Here is a 15,433-nt window from a genome sequence, read left to right on the forward strand (position 1 = left end):
GGGTGACGGCCGGTTCGAACGCGGCCAGGTACAGCTCGTGCAGCGCCCGCTCGCCGACGGCGTTGTCCACGGTGAAGCGCTCGGACTCGGCGTCGTTGGCGACGTAGTGCTTCGGTGTCGCGGCGACCCCGTGCGCCTGCAGCCCCTCCACGTACGCGGCGGCGAGCTCCCCGGTCAGCAGCGGGTCCTCCGACAGCGCCTCGAAGTGGCGGCCGCCGAACGGGGTGCGGTGCAGGTTGATCGTCGGCCCGAGGACGACGTCGGCGTGCTGCCGGCGGGCCTCGGCGCCCAGGGTCGAGCCGTAGCGGCGGGCGAGCTCCGGGTCCCAGGTCGCCCCCAGGGCCGTCGACGACGGCAGCGACAGCGACGGGGACCGCTCGTCGAAACTCTCCCCGCGCACGCCCGACGGACCGTCGGACAGCACCATCCGGCGCAGCCCGATCGCGGGCTCCGCCGGGGTGGACCAGAAGTCGGCCCCGGTCAGCAGCCGGACCTTCGCGTCCAGGTCGAGTCGCGCGATGAGCGTGGTCAGCAGATCCTCGTCGACGGTCGCCATGGGCTCGACCGTACCGACGCCGGGCCGGGTCAGCGGGCCGGTCGGCCCGCGCCCGCCAGCGCGCCGGGCAGCTCCCGCGCCGCCTCCAGCAGACTCGGGCCGTACCAGGTCAGCAGCCGCCCGCTGACCAGCACCGACGGCGCGTCGAACGCCTCGGGGCCGTCCTCGGCGGTGAACAGGTACGGCTCGTCGGGCAGCACGACGAGATCGTGGTCGGGCAGGTCGGCGGGGTCGAAGCGGGGATAGCGCTCCGGGGAGTCGGCCAGGACGTTGTCGACGCCGAGCCGGTCCAGCACGGCACCGGTGAAGGTGTCCGAGCCGACCGCCATCCAGGGCCTGCGCCAGATCGGGACCACGGCCCGGCGACGGTCGCGGGCGGGTTCGACCGCCGCCCACAGCGCACGGGCCTCGCGCAGCCAGCCCGGCTCGTCCAGCCCGCACGCGGCCAGCATCCGCCCCAGCGAGTCGAGCCCGCCGTCGACGTCGCGGATGTCGGTCACGTACACCGGGAGCCCCGCGGCGCGCAGCGCGTCCAGATCGGGGAGCCGGTTCTCCTCCTGGTTGGCGACGACGAGGTCCGGCGCCAGCGCGACGATCCGCTCGATGTCGGGGTTCTTCGTCCCGCGGACCCGTTCCGCACGGAGGTCGGCGGGGTGGGTGCACCAGTCCGTCGCGCCGACCACGATGCCGGGCGCGGTCGCCTCCAGCGCCTCGGTCAGCGACGGCACGATCGACACGACCCGCCGCACGGTGCCCGGGACACCGACCTCGCGGCCCTCGTCGTCGACCGGTGCCCCCACTCCCGCAGTCATGGTGCCGACCGTAACCCGGCGGGCGTCGACCGGCCGGGGACGGCGGTCGGCCCGGGCGTTCCGGTCGGGCCCGCGGCGCCGGCTCAGCCGGTCGGCACCAGCCAGCGCGGCCCGTACCGGACGACGAAGGCCCGCAGGTCCCGCACCGGTGCGGTCGGCCGCTGGTCGGCCGCGTGCACCATCCCCAGCGTCCGGACCGTGTGCGGGCTGCGCACCGGCACCTGCACCACGCCCGGCACATCCGGCCCGGCCGGGAGCAGCGCGACGCCCAGCCCGGCCCCGACCAGGCCGCGTAGTGTCGCCGTCTCCCCACCCTCGAACGCCCGCCGCGGGCGGAACCCGGCCTGCGCGCACCACGACTCCACCACGCCCTGGAGCCCGTAGCCGCGGGCGAACAGCAGGAACGGGTCGTCGGCGACCTCGGTGAGATCCGCGGAGTCCGCGCCCGCCAGCCGATGCCCGGACGGCACCGCCAGCAGCAGTTCCTCCTCGGCCAGCGGGGTCGCGACGAGCCCCGGCTCGTCGGGCATCGGGGAGGTCAGCGCCAGGTCGACCCGGCCGTCGCGGACCCGTTCCAGCAGCGCGGCGTGCGGCACCTGCACCAGCTCGATCCGCACCCGCGGGTGGTGCTCCCGGAACTCCCGCAGGATGCCCGGCACGGCGGTGGTGCCCATCGTCCCGAGGAAGCCGAGTGCGACCCGGCCGGTCACCGGGTCGGCGTCGCCCGCGACCTCGGCCACGCCCGCGGCGAGCTCGGCCAGCGCGGCCTCGGCCCGCGGCAGCAGCGTGCGCCCGGCCACGGTCAGGGCCAGCCCGCGCCCGGCCCGCCGGAACAGCGCGACGCCCAGCTCGTCCTCCAGCCGGGCGATCGCCCGGGACAGCGTGGGCTGCGGGACCCCGATCCGCTCCGCGGCGCGGGTGAGGTGACCGTCGCGCGCGACCGCGACGAACCGGTGCAGCGCCGGCGCCAACGACTCATGCATGAGTGAATGATACGGCGTCGATGCATGCATTGGACGCATGCATCGACAGTGCCTACGGTCGTATGCGATGACAACGACCGCGCACCTGCCAGCCCCGACCGCCACCCGGACCGCCCCGCCGCACGAGCGCGGCACGCCCGGCTACCGGCGGCTCGGCATCGCCCTGTGGCTGTCCGGTCTGGCGACGTTCGTGCTGGTCTACAGCGTGCAGGGGCTGCTGCCGACGCTCTCGGCGGAGTTCGGCGTCTCCTCGTCCACGGCCAGCTTCGTGCTGTCGGCGACCACCGGCACGCTCGCCCTGGCCGTGCTGCCGCTGTCCGCGCTCACCGAGTCCTGGGGGCGGGCGCGGGTCATGACCTGGGCACTCGCGGCGTCGGCGGTGCTCGCGCTGCTCGCCCCGCTGGCGCCCACGTTCGAGACCCTCGTCGTGGTGCGCGGGCTGCAGGGGATCGCCCTCGCGGCACTGCCCGCGCTGTCGATGGCCCACGTCACCCACGAGGTGGCCCCGCGGCACCTCGGCGGTGCGGTCGGGCTGCTCATCGCCGGCAACACCCTCGGCGGGCTGTCCGGGCGGCTCGTCGCGTCGTGGGTCGCCGAGCTCGGCGGCTGGCGGGCGGGCCTCGCCGCGGTCGGTGTGGTCTCGGTGCTCGCGACCGTCGCCTTCCGGCTGCTCCTGCCGCCCGCGACGGCGCCCGCCCCGGCCCGCACCCGGCTGCGCGACCTCGGCGGGCCGCTGCGTCGCCACCTCACCGACCGGGGTCTGCTGTGCCTGTTCGGGATGGCGTTCCTGCTGATGGGCGCGTTCGTGACCGTCTACAACTATCTCGGCTTCCGGCTGCTGGCCCCGCCGTTCTCGCTGCCCGGCACCCTCGTCGGGCTGGTGTTCCTCGGCTACCTCGCCGGCAGCTGGGCCTCCACCGCTGCCGGACGCCTGGGGGACCGGTTCGGGCGCCGCCCCGTGCTGTGGGTGGCGACGCTGCTCGCCCTCGCCGGGATCTGGGTGACCCTGCCCGATCTGCTGCCCACCACCCTCGCGGGGCTGCTGATGGTCACCGTCGGCTTCTTCGGGGCGCACTCGGTCGCCAGCTCCTGGGTGGGGCGCCGCTCGGCGATGCTGCCGGGGGCGGTGCCGGCCCAGGCCTCGTCGCTGTACCTGGTCGGCTACTACGCCGGGTCCAGCATCGGCGGCGCCCTCGGTGGGGTCGCCTACGACCACGCAGGCTGGGCCGGGGTGACCGGCTACGTCAGCGTGCTGCTGCTGGGCGCGCTGGCGCTGGCGCTCGTGCTGCGCCGGACCCCGGCGCCCGCGGTGTGACACGCGCTTCTGCCCACCTGGACCAGTGAGGCGTCGCAGCGGCCGCGGCGCTGCTCCGTCCGTGCCGTCGCCACCCGACACGCCGAGTCGTGGTCGTCCGAGCGGGTGGTGGACACCCGCAGCGGGGGAGTGGTGCCGCCCGGTCCGCCACCCCTGCGGAGCAGCGCCCCCGTGTTCGCGGCCCGTCGCGGTCTGTCACGGTGGGGTCTCGCCCCCAGCACCACGGAACTTTCGGAGGAACCCGATGCGGAAGGCCGGACGCAAGCTCTCCAAGGCCGCCGAGTCGTTCGTCGAGGCGATCGGCATCCTCGGCGGCTGGAACCGCGGCCGTCGCCGCAACCGCTCCCGCCGCTGACGCCGGGCAGGCCAGGGTGATCGCGAGCTGGCCGCCCCGCCCGAGGTGATTAGCTTGTGGTAAGCACATCATGTCCGTTTCCTCCGGGAAGACAGGTGTGCCCACCACGTGACCGACGCCGCCCACGACACCCACCGCCCGCCCGGGGACGGCTCCGCCGGCCTGCCCGGCGACGACCCGCTGCCCCGCCGGGTGCCGGTGTTCGCCGTCGTCGGCCTGGCGCTGCTGATGTTCTCCCTCGACGGCACGTCGGTCGCCACCGCGCTGACCACGATCAGCGGCGACCTCGGCGCCGACCTGGCCTGGACCGGCTGGGTGGTGACCGTCGCCGCCGTCGGACAGATCCTCGCGCTGCCGCTGGGCGGGTGGCTCTCCGACCGCTTCGGCGGCCGCCGGATGTTCCTGGCCGGGGTCACCGCGTTCACGGTGATGTCCGCGCTGAGCGCGCTCAGCCCCTCGATCGGCGTGCTCATCGCCTGCCGGCTGGTGCAGGGCCTCGCGGGCGGCGTGATGCTGCCGGCCGCCAACGGGATCGTCGCCCACCAGTTCGGCCGTGACCGGGACCGGGCGCTCGCCCTGTTCACCAGCGTCTTCCCGATCGGCGCGATCCTCGGACCACTGGTCGGCGGGCTGGTGCTCACCACCTGGACCTGGCACGGCATCTTCCTGGTGAACGTGCCGATCGGGATCCTGCTCGTCGCGGTCGGGCTGGCGCTGGTCGACGACCCGCCGCACCGGCGCACCGCCCGGATCGACGCCGCCGGCATCGCACTGCTCGTCCTGACCCTGCTCGCCACGATGCTGACCATCACCCGGCTCGGCTCGCCCGCGTCCGGGCCGGGCTGGACCGTCCTGGCCGGCGTGGTCGCACTGGTGGCGGGTGCGGTGTTCGTCCGGCACGCCCGGCGGCGGCCCGACGCGGTCGTCCCCGTGCACCTGCTCGCCGGACGCGGTCTGGGGATCATGAACGTCACCAACGTCGTCTTCGGCGCCGTGGTGATCGGGTTCTCGGCGACCCTGCCGCTCTACGCCCAGGTCCGCTACGACCTGCCCGCGTTCGTCGCCGGGGCGCTGCTCACCGGCCGCGCGATCGGCACCATCGTCACCTCGGCGGTCGCGGTGGCGCTGCTGCGCCGGCTCGGGTTCCGGCCGCTGCTGCTCGGCGGGCTGGTCGCCGTCGTCGCCGGGCTGGTGGTCACCGCGGTGACGCCCCTGTTCGGTGGGCCCACGGTGTGGCTGCTGGCCGGGTCCACCCTGCTCGGGCTGGGCACGGGCCTGTCCGGCCCGGCCGCCAACAACGCCGGCATGCACCTGGTGCCCGACGAGGTGGCCGCGGTGTCCGGGCTGCGCATCATGTTCCGGCAGATGGGCGGGATCGCGGCGGTGTCGGTGCTGACCGCCGCCGTCACCGCCGCCGACGACCCGGGACTCGCCGCGGGGATCGCCTACGGGGTGCTGGCGGTGGCGCTCGCCGCCGTCGGCCTGGCCGCCGCGCGGATCCCGAACCGGCGCGGCCGCTGGTGAGAGGCACGCCCCCGCGGCAGCGGGGGCGCGACCCCGGTGGGGCGGGCCGGGCTCACCCGGCCCGCCCCGACCTCACATGTTCCGCCGGTACTGCCCGCCGACCTCGAAGAACGCCGTCGTCAGCTGACCCAGCGAGCACACCCGTGCGGCCTTCATCAGCTCGTCGAACACGTTGCCGTCGCCGGTCGCGACGTCCTGGAGCCGCCGCAGCGCCTGCTCGGCCTCCGTGCGGTGCCGGGACTGGAAGTCCGCGAGCCGGTCGAGCTGGGACTGCTTCTCGGCCTCGGTGGCACGGGCCAGCTCGATCTCCTGGGGCTGCTCGTCCGGGTCGGCCGGCTTCAGGAAGGTGTTGACGCCGACGATCGGCAGCTCACCGGTGTGCTTGCGGTGCTCGTAGAGCATCGACTCGTCCTGGATCCGGCCACGCTGGTAGCCGGTCTCCATCGCGCCCAGCACACCGCCGCGCTCGGCGATCGACTCGAACTCGCGCAGCACCGCCTCCTCCACGAGATCGGTGAGCTCGTCGACGACGAACGAGCCCTGCAGCGGGTTCTCGTTCAGCGACAGGCCCCACTCCTTGTTGATGATCATCTGGATGGCCATCGCGCGGCGCACCGACTCCTGCGACGGCGTGGTGACCGCCTCGTCGTAGGCGTTGGTGTGCAGGGAGTTCGCGTTGTCGTAGAGCGCGCAGAGCGCCTGGAGCGTGGTGCGGATGTCGTTGAAGTTCATCTCCTGCGCGTGCAGGGACCGCCCGGAGGTCTGGACGTGGTACTTCAGCTTCTGCGAGCGCTCGTTCGCCCCGTAGCGCTCCTTCATCGCGATCGCCCAGATGCGGCGGGCGACCCGGCCGATCACCGTGTACTCGGCGTCCATCCCGTTGGAGAAGAAGAACGACAGGTTCGGTGCGAAGTCGTCGACGTCCATGCCGCGCGCCAGGTAGCTCTCGACGAAGGTGAACCCGTTCGCGAGGGTGAAGGCGAGCTGGCTGATGGGGTTCGCCCCGGCCTCGGCGATGTGGTAGCCGGAGATCGAGACGGAGTAGAAGTTGCGCACCTTGTGCGCGATGAACCACTCCTGGATGTCGGCCATCATCCGCAGCGAGAACTCGGTGGAGAAGATGCAGGTGTTCTGGCCCTGGTCCTCCTTGAGGATGTCGGCCTGCACCGTGCCGCGGACGTTCGCCAGCGCGTAGGCGACGAGCTCCTCGCGTTCCCCCGCGTCGGGCTCGCGGCCCTGCTCGTCGCGGAACCGCTCGACCTGCTGGTCGATCGCGGTGTTGAGGAAGTAGGCGAGGATCGTCGGCGCCGGGCCGTTGATCGTCATCGACACCGAGGTGGTCGGTGAGCAGAGGTCGAAGCCGTCGTAGAGGGCCTTGAGGTCGTCCAGCGTCGCGATCGAGACGCCCGAGGTGCCGACCTTGCCGTAGATGTCGGGGCGGGTGTCGGGGTCGTGGCCGTAGAGGGTGACCGAGTCGAAGGCCGTCGACAGGCGCTTGGCGTCGGAGTCCTGGGAGAGGTACTTGAACCGTCGGTTGGTGCGGAACGGGTCGCCCTCGCCGGCGAACATGCGCGCCGGGTCCTCGCCCTCGCGCTTGAACGGGAAGACCCCGGCGGTGAACGGGTAGAAGCCCGGCAGGTTCTCCTTGCGCAGGAAGCGCAGGAGCGCCGCGTCGTCGTCGAAGCGGGGCAGCGCGACCCGGCGGACCTTGCTGCCGGACAGCGTCTCCTTGGTCAGCTTCGTGCGGAACTCCTTGTCGCGCACGGTGTAGACGTACTCGTCGCCGGAGTAGTCCGCGACCCGCGACGGCCAGGCCGCCAGCAGCTCGGCGGACTCGGCCGGGACCTTCTTCTCGGCGGTGCGGAGCGCCTGCGCCAGGTCGTCACCGCCGACCAGCTCGGCGGCGGTGCGCAGGTGCTGGGCGGTGCGGGCCGCCTGCGCGTGGGACTCGGTGTCGGCGTGGTAGCCGCGCACGGCCTGGGAGATCTCGGCGAGGTAGCGGACCCGGTCCGGCGGGATGACCGCGGCGTGGTGGCTGGATGTCTTGGTCGTGACGCGGGGGAGCCTGCCCTCGCCGACGGCCAGCCCGTCCTCGGCCAGCAGGCCCAGCAGGTGCTGGTAGAGCGCGGTGACGCCGTCGTCGTTGAAGGTGGCGGCCGAGGTGCCGAAGACCGGCATGTCCTCCCAGGTCGCGCCGAACTCCTCGCGGTTGCGCACCAGCTGGCGGCCGACGTCGCGCCGGGCGTCCTCGGCGCCGCGGCGCTCGAACTTGTTGATCGCGACGACGTCGGCGAAGTCCAGCATGTCGATCTTCTCGAGCTGCGATGCGGCGCCGAACTCCGGCGTCATCACGTACAGCGAGTGGTCGACGAACGGGACGATCCCCGCGTCGCCCTGGCCGATGCCCGGGGTCTCGACGACGACCAGGTCGAACCCGGCCGCGCGCAGCACCGCGATGGTGTCGCCGAGGCGCTCGGGCAGCGAGCCGCCGTCGCCGCCGCGGGTGGCGAGGCTGCGGAAGAACACCGGGCTGTGACCGCCTCCGGCGCCGGCGGACCCGGACGACAGCGCGCGTTCATCCGGATGCGGTCGCCGAGCAGCGCACCGCCGCCCTTGCGCCGGGTCGGGTCGACGGCGAGCACCGCGATGCGGAGCTTGTCCTCCTGGTCGAGCCGGAAGCGGCGCACCAGCTCGTCGGTCAACGAGGACTTGCCGGAACCACCGGTGCCGGTGATGCCGAGGACCGGGACGGGCCGCTCGGACGCGGCGACGCGCTCGCGGACCTCCGCGGGCAGCGTTCCGCACTCGGCGAGGGTCAGCGCCCGCGCCCAGCGTGGCGGTCTCCCCGGAGAACAGCCCGTCGAACGACGACGGCGGCTGGGCCGCGAGGTCGGTGTCGCACTCGCGGATCATGATGTTGATCATCCCGGGGAGGCCCAGGTGCTGGCCGTCCTCGGGGAGAAGATCCGGGAGACGCCGCGGAGTGCAGCAGCTCGATCTCCTCGGGACGATCACGCCGCCGCCCCCGCCGTAGACCCTGATGTGGCCGGCGCCGCGCTCGCGCAGCAGCTCGACCAGGTAGGAGAAGTACTCGACGTGCCCGCCCTGGTAGGACGAGATCGCGACGCCCTGCACGTCCTCCTGGATCGCGGCAGTCACGACCTCGTCGACCGAGCGGTTGTGGCCGAGGTGGATCACCTCGGCTCCCTGGCGCTGCAGGATCCGGCGCATGATGTTGATGGCGGCGTCGTGCCCGTCGAACAGGCTGGCCGCGGTCACGAAACGGACCGGATGCGTGGGGACGTGCAGCTCGGCCTGGGCGTTCGTGCCCGTGCTCATCTCCGTGCTCATCGGCGACGTTCCTCCCGCCGGCGGACGGCGGTGTCCCGGCCGGTTTAGTTTGACATCCTAGTATTGGACGTACAAGGAAGTCGGCGAGCGTCACAGCGGGTCGTGCGGTGCGGGTCAGGCCGCGTCGCGTGCCGCGGGCTCCTCGGCGGCCGGAGCTGCCTGCTCGCGGGTCCGCCGTGCGTGCCGGCCGGTCGGCCAGGCGGCCCCCGGACCGGTCGCGTCGGACCCGTCCTCGTGGGGGACGGAGCCGTCCTCGGCGCTCGGGGTGGTGTCCCACGACGTCGGACAGCGCACGACGCGCCCGGGCGAGCTTGCGCGCCCGCCAGCGCTTCCCGGCCAGGCCCGCGACGAGGCCGAGGGTGGGCAGCAGGATCCCGGAGGCGATGACCAGCACCACGGAGTACGCGGGGAACGCGGCCACCAACAGGAATGCCGTCAACGGCCAGTACAGCAGCGCCCGCCCCGCGCCCCGTCGCGTCCAGTCGCGATGAGGCGGCATGATCCCATGCCTACCCGAATCGGGCGACCGTCATGCACGACTCGCCGCAACCCACCCACATGTTCCGCGACCGGGGGTACGAATTCATGACCACGACACCGGAGCGCACCGCCGTCGACCCGTATGCGCCGTCCTGCTCGCCGAGAACGACCGGCTCGCCGCGCTGCTGGCGACGGCCGACCCGGCCACCCCCGTCCCGACCTGCCCCGGCTGGTCGCTGCTGCAGCTGCTCCGCCACGTCGGGCGCGGGCACCCGGTGGCGGCCCGGATGGTCGCCACCGGTGCGACCGAGGCCCTCGACCCGCGCGAGGTGCCCGTGGGCAAGCCGCCCGAGGGCGGCCCGGAGGTGGCGGCGCAGTGGCTGCGCGACGGGCGCGACCGAGCTGCTCGACGCCGTCGTCGCGGCGGGGACCGACCGCGCCGGTGTGGACCTTCACCGGGCCGCGGCCCCGGCGTGGTGGGTGCGGCGGCGGCTGCACGAGGCGACGGTGCACCGCGCCGCCGCCGCCGTGTCGCGCTCGGGGCGCCGTTTCCCGATCGACCCGCAGTGGGCCGCCGACGGGGTCTCGGAGTGGCTGGGTCTGCTCGCGGCCCGCCCCGCCGCCGACGAGCCGCCGCTGGCCGACGGCGCCACGCTGCACCTGCACGCCACCGACGACGTCCCGGACGGGGCGGGGGAGTGGATGGTCCGCGGCGCGGTCGGACGGGTCGTCTGGGAGCACGGGCACGGCAAGGGCGACGCCGCCGTCCGCGGCACCGCCGCCGACCTGCTCCAGGGCGTCACCCGCCGGATCCCCGCCGACGACGACCGCCTCCAGGTCCTCGGCGACGCCGGCGTCTGGACGGGGTGGCTGGCCCGCACCGGATTCTGAGCGGGACCGGTCACGCGCCTGCGCGGGCGGGGCGGGGGGACAGCGGTGCCGGCGCCGCGCTCAGCCCGCCGGGACCGTCCCCGCGCGCTGCTGCGCCGCGGCGGGCGGCGACTGCGGGGTCAGCACGACCTCGGCCGCGGTGTCGAGCACCGCGGCCGAGCGGGGCCGCTCGAACCGGCACGACGCCCGTCGCCCGTCGGTCTCCAGGGTCGCGACGAGTTGCCGAACAGCGGGCCCGCCGTCCGCTCCCAGGCCCACACCCGCGCTGCCGGCCCCGGTGCGGCGGGTCCAGCGGGTCGTCAGCCTGCCCAGCAGCCGCGACCAGGTGATCCGGAACTCACCCGCATCACCGCGGGGACCACGTTGTGCACCGGGGAGCAGGTCAGCTGATGGACCCGGGTGCCCTCCGGGCCGCGGCCCGGCCGGTCTCCGGGTGAGTGGGTGTGCACGTCGGCGACGGCGGCGTAGGAGTGGTGGACGTCGCCCGACAGCACCGAACACCGGTGGCGGGCGGTGCGTCCCCGCCACGCGGGCGGCACGCCTCGCGGATCAGCTCGGCGAGCCGGGCGAAGGAGTGCCCGAAGGCGGGCCAGTGCTCCAGGTCGGCCTCCTGGCGGGCCCACTCGGCGACCGCCGCGACCCGGCCGGAGCCGTCCGCGCCCTTCTCGGTCGCGGCCTCCAGATCGGAGATGACCTGCGGCATCAGCCAGGGCACCGAGGTGCCCAGCACGAGGTGGTCCACGTCGCCGGGGCGCGAGCGCCTTCGCCCGGATCCACTCGAACTCGGCGTCGGAGACCATCCGTCGCGGCGTGGACTCGACGATCCGCCCGTTGCGGGAGTCCAGGACGATCAGCCGGGTACGGCCCAGCTCCCAGCAGAAGGAGAAGCGTTCGTCCTTTGCCGCGGGCGTCGCCGGTGCCGGTCTCGACGTCCCCAGCGGGCGGCCCGCTGCGACAGCAGCGGCCAGACGTCGCCGTCGGCGGCCTGCACCTCCTGCCAGGTCCGGTCGGCGGCCAGCTCGGCGGGGGAGAGGTTGCCCAGGTGCTGGTGGACCCAGTACGAGGCCAGGCCGGAGCGGATGCGCTCGGACCACCAGGGCTTGCGGGCGATCTGCTCGCGCCACGCGCCGGAGGTGTTCCAATCGTCGCGGACGTCGTGGTCGTCGAAGATCATCGCGGTGGGGACGGTCGACAGCATCCACCGCACCTCGGGGTCCGACCAGGTGTCGCGGTAGAGGCCCGAGTACTCGTCGAAGCCGACGATCTCGTCGTCGGGCCAGTCCGGGTGCTGCTCCCGGCGCCCGGCGATCCCGCCGCCGGGTCTGCGGGGTGAGCTCGTCGGCGTAGACCTGGTCGCCGAGCAGCAGCACAGCGTGGTCGGCCAGGTCTCCGGGGGCAGCCCGGCCATCCGGCCGGCGTAGACGTCGAGTGCGTCGAGGCCGTACCGGCGGGCCTGCTTCGGGTCGGCGAGCTTCACGTAGCGGCAGGAGCCGAACACGATCCGCTGGTGGGCCTCGGAATCCGCGCCGCGCGTCGTGATCAGGCTCGGCGGGAACGGCGAGTGCGGCAGCGGCCAGACCCGCTCGCCGTCGAGGTGGACCTCGTAGGCGGTGCGGGTGTCCGGCGTCAGCCCGGTCACCTGCACCAGGGCGAAGTGGTGGCCCGCCACCTCGAAGGTCTCGGCGTCGCAGCCGAGCACCGAGACGCGGCACGGGCCGGAGGTCTGCACCCAGACCAGGGCGCTGGTCTCGTCGACGTGCCGCAGCACCGGTCCGAGCAGGAGTGTCACCCGTCCGAGGGTAGTCGCGCCCGGTCCGGTCGCGGAGCGAGATCAGGTCTCCTCGAGTGCCAGCAGTCCCGCACCGATCTTCCCGGCGTCACCCTTGTAGGTGGCGGGCAGCACCGGCGGGATCGGGCGGCCTCGGGCGGTCCGTAGTGGAACTACGCGGGCCGCCCGCGGGCGCGTTCGAGCAGGAGCTCGCCCGCGTCGACGAGTCCGCCGCCGATCAGCACGACCTCGAACTCGAAGATCGCGTTGATGCTGGCGATGCCGATCCCCAGCGACCGTCCGAGCCGCTGGAACAGCGACGCCGCCGTGCTGTCGCCCGCCATCGCGGCCATGGTCACGTGCTGGCCGGTGACCTCGCCGCCGCCTCCTCGGCCAGGGTCGCGATCATGCCCCGCGGGTCGTGCAGGGGCGGCGCTGCGGCCCCATCCGGGTCAACGCGGTCCCGGACGCGACGGCCTCCAGGCAGCCGTGGTTGCCGCAGCCGCACTTCGGGCCGTCCGGGTTGACGTTCATGTGCCCGACCTCGGCGCCGAGCCCGTGCGGGCCGCGGTAGATCTTCCCGTCGAGCACGATCCCCGCGCCGATGCCGGTGCCGACGGTCAGCAGCACCATGTCGTCGTTGCGGGTCCCGCCGAGCCGGGCCTCGGCCAGCCCGGCGACGTTGCCGTCGTTGTCGACGACCACCGGCAGCCCGCACGAGGCCTCCAGCAGGCCGCGCACGTCCCAGTTCTCGTAGTTGTTGTTGGGTGCCCAGCGGATCCGGCCGACAGGCCACTCCACGGTCCCCGCGGCACCGACGCCGATCGCGCAGACGTCCGCGCCCTCGGTGCCGCCGCGCAGCTCCTCGACCATCTCCCGCAAGAGGGTGGTCATCGTGTCCCGCATCGGACGTGTCCGGGGTGTTTGCGCCGCAGCTCGGCGTGGACCGTGCCATCCTCGCCCACGATCGCTCCGGCGACCTTCGTTCCTCCGATGTCGAGCCCGATGGCCCGCCGTCCGTTCGTCACCCGGGCATGATTGCCACCCCGTGGCGGTGACGCCACACCCACCCCGGGTTTGCGGACGGGCGGGCCGGGGAAAGGTGCCCCATGCCAGTCTTGCGACGTGTAGCCCGACCCGCCCTCGCCGCCGTGTTCATCTTCGGCGGAATCAACGAGCTGCGGAATGCCGACGCGTTGTCGTCCGCCGTCAAGCCCGTCCTCGACCAGGCCGCCCCGGCCATCGACAAGGTCGTGGAGAACGCCCCGCTGGAGCGGCGCCCGGAACGAGAACCCCTGGTCAAGGTCGACGCCGGTGTGAAGATCGTGGCGGGCTCCCTGCTCGCCCTGGGCAAGTTCCCCCGCCTGTCGGCCACCGCGCTGGCCGCCTCGCTCGTCCCGACCACGCTGGCCGGGCACCGCTTCTGGGAGGAGACCGACCAGCAGAAGCGTGCCAACGAGCAGATCCACTTCCTGAAGAACGTCGGCCTCCTCGGCGGGCTGCTCATCGCGGCCGCCGACACGCACGGCAAGCCGTCGCACGCCTACCGGACGCGCAAGGCCGCCGAGCGGGCCCAGGCCCGGCTCTCCGGCTCCGGCTCGGACACCGGTGCCCAGCTCGCCGCGGACTGGCCGGTGCGGGCACCTCGATCGCCGCGGCCGCCGCGGGCAGCCGGGAGAAGCTGGCCGGGGCCGTCGAGGAGTACGGCCCGGTCGTGCGCGAGCGCGCCACCGAGTGGGGCGGCAAGGCCTCCGAGAAGGCCGCGCACCTGTCCGAGGTCGCCTCGGACAAGGCCTCCACCTGGTCCGAGCAGCTCTCGGCCGCCGCCGAGCGCACCTCCAAGGCGCCCAGAAGAAGGCGAAGGTCGCCGAGAAGCGTGGCGCCAAGCTGGCGAAGGCAGCCGAGAAGCGGGGCGCCCAGCTCGAGAAGCTCGTGGACAAGAAGGGTGCCCAGTACCGCAAGGCTGCCGGGCGCACCGGTGGCAAGTGGGTGCGCGAGGCCGAGAAGCGCCGCGCCCGCTGGGAGAAGCAGGCCCGCAAGGCCGCCGCCCGCGCGGAGAAGCGTGCCCCCGAGTACGTCGACCGCTTCTCCACCCTGGTCACCCCAGGCCAGTCCCAGGCCGCGAAGCTCGGCTCGGACCTGGCCGACCGCGCGTCGGCGGCGCCGTGCCGAGGCCGCCAAGCAGGCCAAGGCGTCGGCGAAGGACGCGCGCAAGCGCGCCAAGGCCGTCGCCCGCTGACCACCCGCGACACCCGTCCACGGCCCTCCGACCGGCACCGCGCCGGACGAGGTGCCGTGGCGTGTCCCGGGTCAGATCGGGCGCAGCACCTGCAGCTGGCCCGAGTCGAGCGACCGCACCTCGCACACGACGACGCGGTCGTCCCACAACCGGGGAGCGCAGTGCGTTCGCCATCCGCGTGAACAGCGCCTGGCTGCGGGCATTGGCCGCCGCCTGGTCGGCGATCAGGTTCGGCATCATCCCGCCGGAGCGCTTGCGCACGGTCTGCGGCAGCGTCGACAGCGGTGGTCAGCAGCCGGTGCAGCCGCGCGACGTCCGCGGCCCGGCCCGCGAGGTCGCTCTCGACCAGGGGGCGCAGCGCGGTCAGCGGCCGGTTCGGGGCACGCAGCAGGTGGTCCGCCGCGGTGAGCAGGATGCGCCGGGCGCCAGGACGAGCGCCTGGTAGGCGCCGTGCACCGCGGCCGGGAACCCGGTCCAGCCGAGCTTGCCGACCTCGCCGAGCGCGTCGCGCAGCGCCAGGCCGGGCGTGGCCGACGGGTCCGCCCCCGCGACGGCCCCCCTCCCGCCCCCCTCCATCCCGCGATCAGGCGTGCGGTCTGGTGGCGCAGCACCGACAGGTTCGCGACCGCGCGTCTCGAGCCCGCGCGACGGGGAGCCGCTGTCGGGTCCCGGCGCCGTCGACGACGAGCGAGCCGCGCTCGAGCAGCTCGGTCTGGGCGCTCGCGCAGCGACTCCTCGGCCGCGCCCGCGAGCCGCGAGTCCAGCCGCATCACGCACGACCGGCGCCAGCTGGTCGACCGCGGCGGTCAGCTCGTCGAGTACCCGGGTCTGGGTACCGGTCGCGGCGATCTCGGCCGCGGTGGTCAGGGTGAGCAGGCCCAGCCCGGCGCCGTGCCGGTCACCGGGCGCGGTGGGCGCGACCGGCACCAGCGCCGACGACCCGGGGGCCGCCGGCCGTCGTCCCTCACACCGCCGGCCAGGCGCAGCAGCGGCTCGGCGCCGAACGCCTCGGGCAGCGCGAGCCGGAAGGTGAGCCGCGGCGGGAACCGCGGCCCGAGTCGGGCGCGAGCCTCCGCGCCAGCCTCGCTCGACGCCGACAACGTCGCCCAGGTGCGGTCGTCGTCGACGGCCGGGGTGGGGGCCCAGCTCAGCAGCAGGG

At 74.2% G+C, this 15,433-nt stretch carries 16 protein-coding genes and 2 pseudogenes; 5 read left to right on the forward strand and 13 right to left on the reverse strand.

Translation table 11 applies throughout. The annotated features are described in order from the left end of the window. The 3 genes from KPL57_RS26105 to KPL57_RS26115 form a co-directional block, all read right to left on the reverse strand. A partial coding sequence (locus KPL57_RS26105; RefSeq protein WP_308253012.1) for a glycoside hydrolase family 3 N-terminal domain-containing protein occupies window positions 1-556 on the reverse strand: 556 nt, incomplete at its 3' end. A gap of 29 nt (window positions 557-585) precedes the next feature. Further along, the gene (locus KPL57_RS26110; protein WP_226353535.1) at window positions 586-1,368 is read right to left on the reverse strand and encodes a helical backbone metal receptor; all 783 of its coding nucleotides are present in this window, start codon (window positions 1,366-1,368) and stop codon (window positions 586-588) included. An 83-nt stretch (window positions 1,369-1,451) separates the two neighbouring features. Beyond that, window positions 1,452-2,351, reverse strand: a complete 900-nt coding sequence (locus tag KPL57_RS26115; RefSeq protein ID WP_226353536.1) for a LysR family transcriptional regulator — start codon at window positions 2,349-2,351, stop codon at window positions 1,452-1,454. A 67-nt stretch (window positions 2,352-2,418) separates the two neighbouring features. Between KPL57_RS26115 and KPL57_RS26120 the strand changes: the two genes are divergently transcribed. Then, complete coding sequence (locus tag KPL57_RS26120) at window positions 2,419-3,666, forward strand: MFS transporter (RefSeq protein WP_226353537.1); 1,248 nt, start codon at window positions 2,419-2,421, stop codon at window positions 3,664-3,666. 463 nt (window positions 3,667-4,129) lie between these two features. After that, on the forward strand, window positions 4,130-5,545 hold the full coding sequence (locus tag KPL57_RS26125) for an MFS transporter (protein WP_226353538.1): 1,416 nt from the start codon (window positions 4,130-4,132) through the stop codon (window positions 5,543-5,545). 72 nt (window positions 5,546-5,617) lie between these two features. Here KPL57_RS26125 and icmF read toward each other — a convergent pair. Continuing rightward, window positions 5,618-8,884, reverse strand: a pseudogene (gene icmF, locus KPL57_RS26130) (fused isobutyryl-CoA mutase/GTPase IcmF). A gap of 126 nt (window positions 8,885-9,010) precedes the next feature. Next, entirely contained in the window at window positions 9,011-9,190 is a 180-nt protein-coding gene (locus KPL57_RS26135) for a hypothetical protein (protein WP_226353539.1), read from the reverse strand. Window positions 9,191-9,393: 203 nt separating this feature from the next. Between KPL57_RS26135 and KPL57_RS72745 the strand changes: the two are divergent. Together KPL57_RS72745 and KPL57_RS70270 are read left to right on the forward strand one after the other, a co-directional pair. Further along, window positions 9,394-9,816: pseudogene (locus KPL57_RS72745) on the forward strand (maleylpyruvate isomerase N-terminal domain-containing protein); the annotation flags it as partial. A 4-nt stretch (window positions 9,817-9,820) separates the two neighbouring features. Continuing rightward, window positions 9,821-10,267 carry a hypothetical protein gene (locus tag KPL57_RS70270; RefSeq protein WP_308253013.1) on the forward strand — a complete coding sequence of 149 codons (447 nt, stop codon included), beginning with the start codon at window positions 9,821-9,823 and terminating at the stop codon, window positions 10,265-10,267. Between the two features lie 60 nt (window positions 10,268-10,327). Here the strand turns inward: KPL57_RS70270 and KPL57_RS26150 are convergent, their stop codons facing one another. The 6 genes from KPL57_RS26150 to KPL57_RS67340 all read right to left on the reverse strand — a co-directional run bounded on the left by KPL57_RS26150 (window position 10,328) and on the right by KPL57_RS67340 (window position 13,576). Then, window positions 10,328-10,525: a hypothetical protein gene (locus KPL57_RS26150; RefSeq protein WP_226353540.1), complete on the reverse strand. Its 198-nt coding sequence runs from the start codon at window positions 10,523-10,525 to the stop codon at window positions 10,328-10,330. A 124-nt stretch (window positions 10,526-10,649) separates the two neighbouring features. Next, window positions 10,650-11,009, reverse strand: coding sequence for a hypothetical protein (locus KPL57_RS26155; protein WP_226353541.1), 360 nt, complete (start codon window positions 11,007-11,009; stop codon window positions 10,650-10,652). Window positions 11,010-11,117: 108 nt separating this feature from the next. Then, a complete protein-coding gene (locus tag KPL57_RS26160; protein ID WP_226353542.1) occupies window positions 11,118-12,056 on the reverse strand; it encodes an alkaline phosphatase D family protein in 939 nt (312 codons plus the stop codon). Window positions 12,057-12,208: 152 nt separating this feature from the next. Next, on the reverse strand, window positions 12,209-12,379 hold the full coding sequence (locus KPL57_RS67330; protein WP_264198569.1) for an ROK family protein: 171 nt from the start codon (window positions 12,377-12,379) through the stop codon (window positions 12,209-12,211). 61 nt (window positions 12,380-12,440) lie between these two features. Then, window positions 12,441-12,929 carry an ROK family protein gene (locus tag KPL57_RS67335; RefSeq protein ID WP_264198570.1) on the reverse strand — a complete coding sequence of 163 codons (489 nt, stop codon included), beginning with the start codon at window positions 12,927-12,929 and terminating at the stop codon, window positions 12,441-12,443. Beyond that, window positions 12,926-13,576: a hypothetical protein gene (locus tag KPL57_RS67340; RefSeq protein WP_264198571.1), complete on the reverse strand. Its 651-nt coding sequence runs from the start codon at window positions 13,574-13,576 to the stop codon at window positions 12,926-12,928. Before KPL57_RS67340 ends, KPL57_RS67335 begins: the two co-directional genes overlap by 4 nt. Window positions 13,577-13,769: 193 nt before the next feature. On the opposite strand from KPL57_RS67340, the gene KPL57_RS26175 reads away from it, so the two are divergent. Further along, window positions 13,770-14,456: a hypothetical protein gene (locus tag KPL57_RS26175; protein ID WP_226353546.1), complete on the forward strand. Its 687-nt coding sequence runs from the start codon at window positions 13,770-13,772 to the stop codon at window positions 14,454-14,456. Between the two features lie 181 nt (window positions 14,457-14,637). Here the strand turns inward: KPL57_RS26175 and KPL57_RS67345 are convergent, their stop codons facing one another. Beyond that, window positions 14,638-14,850: a hypothetical protein gene (locus KPL57_RS67345; RefSeq protein ID WP_264198572.1), complete on the reverse strand. Its 213-nt coding sequence runs from the start codon at window positions 14,848-14,850 to the stop codon at window positions 14,638-14,640. Between the two features lie 287 nt (window positions 14,851-15,137). Next, the coding region (locus tag KPL57_RS26185; protein WP_226353544.1) for a hypothetical protein at window positions 15,138-15,433 on the reverse strand (296 nt) is incomplete at its 5' end.

Source organism: Pseudonocardia sp. ICBG601 (assembly GCF_020496245.1).

Excerpts from the sequence above, each read along its gene's own strand:
- KPL57_RS26110 (WP_226353535.1), bottom strand. The coding sequence starts at position 1,368 with ATGACTGCGGGAGTGGGGGCACCGGTCGACGACGAGGGCCGCGAGGTC.
- KPL57_RS26115 (WP_226353536.1), bottom strand. The coding sequence starts at position 2,351 with ATGCATGAGTCGTTGGCGCCGGCGCTGCACCGGTTCGTCGCGGTCGCG.
- KPL57_RS26120 (WP_226353537.1), top strand. The coding sequence starts at position 2,419 with ATGACAACGACCGCGCACCTGCCAGCCCCGACCGCCACCCGGACCGCC.
- KPL57_RS67330 (WP_264198569.1), bottom strand. The coding sequence starts at position 12,379 with ATGGCGGGCGACAGCACGGCGGCGTCGCTGTTCCAGCGGCTCGGACGG.
- KPL57_RS67335 (WP_264198570.1), bottom strand. The coding sequence starts at position 12,929 with ATGACCACCCTCTTGCGGGAGATGGTCGAGGAGCTGCGCGGCGGCACC.
- KPL57_RS67345 (WP_264198572.1), bottom strand. The coding sequence starts at position 14,850 with ATGGAGGGGGGCGGGAGGGGGGCCGTCGCGGGGGCGGACCCGTCGGCC.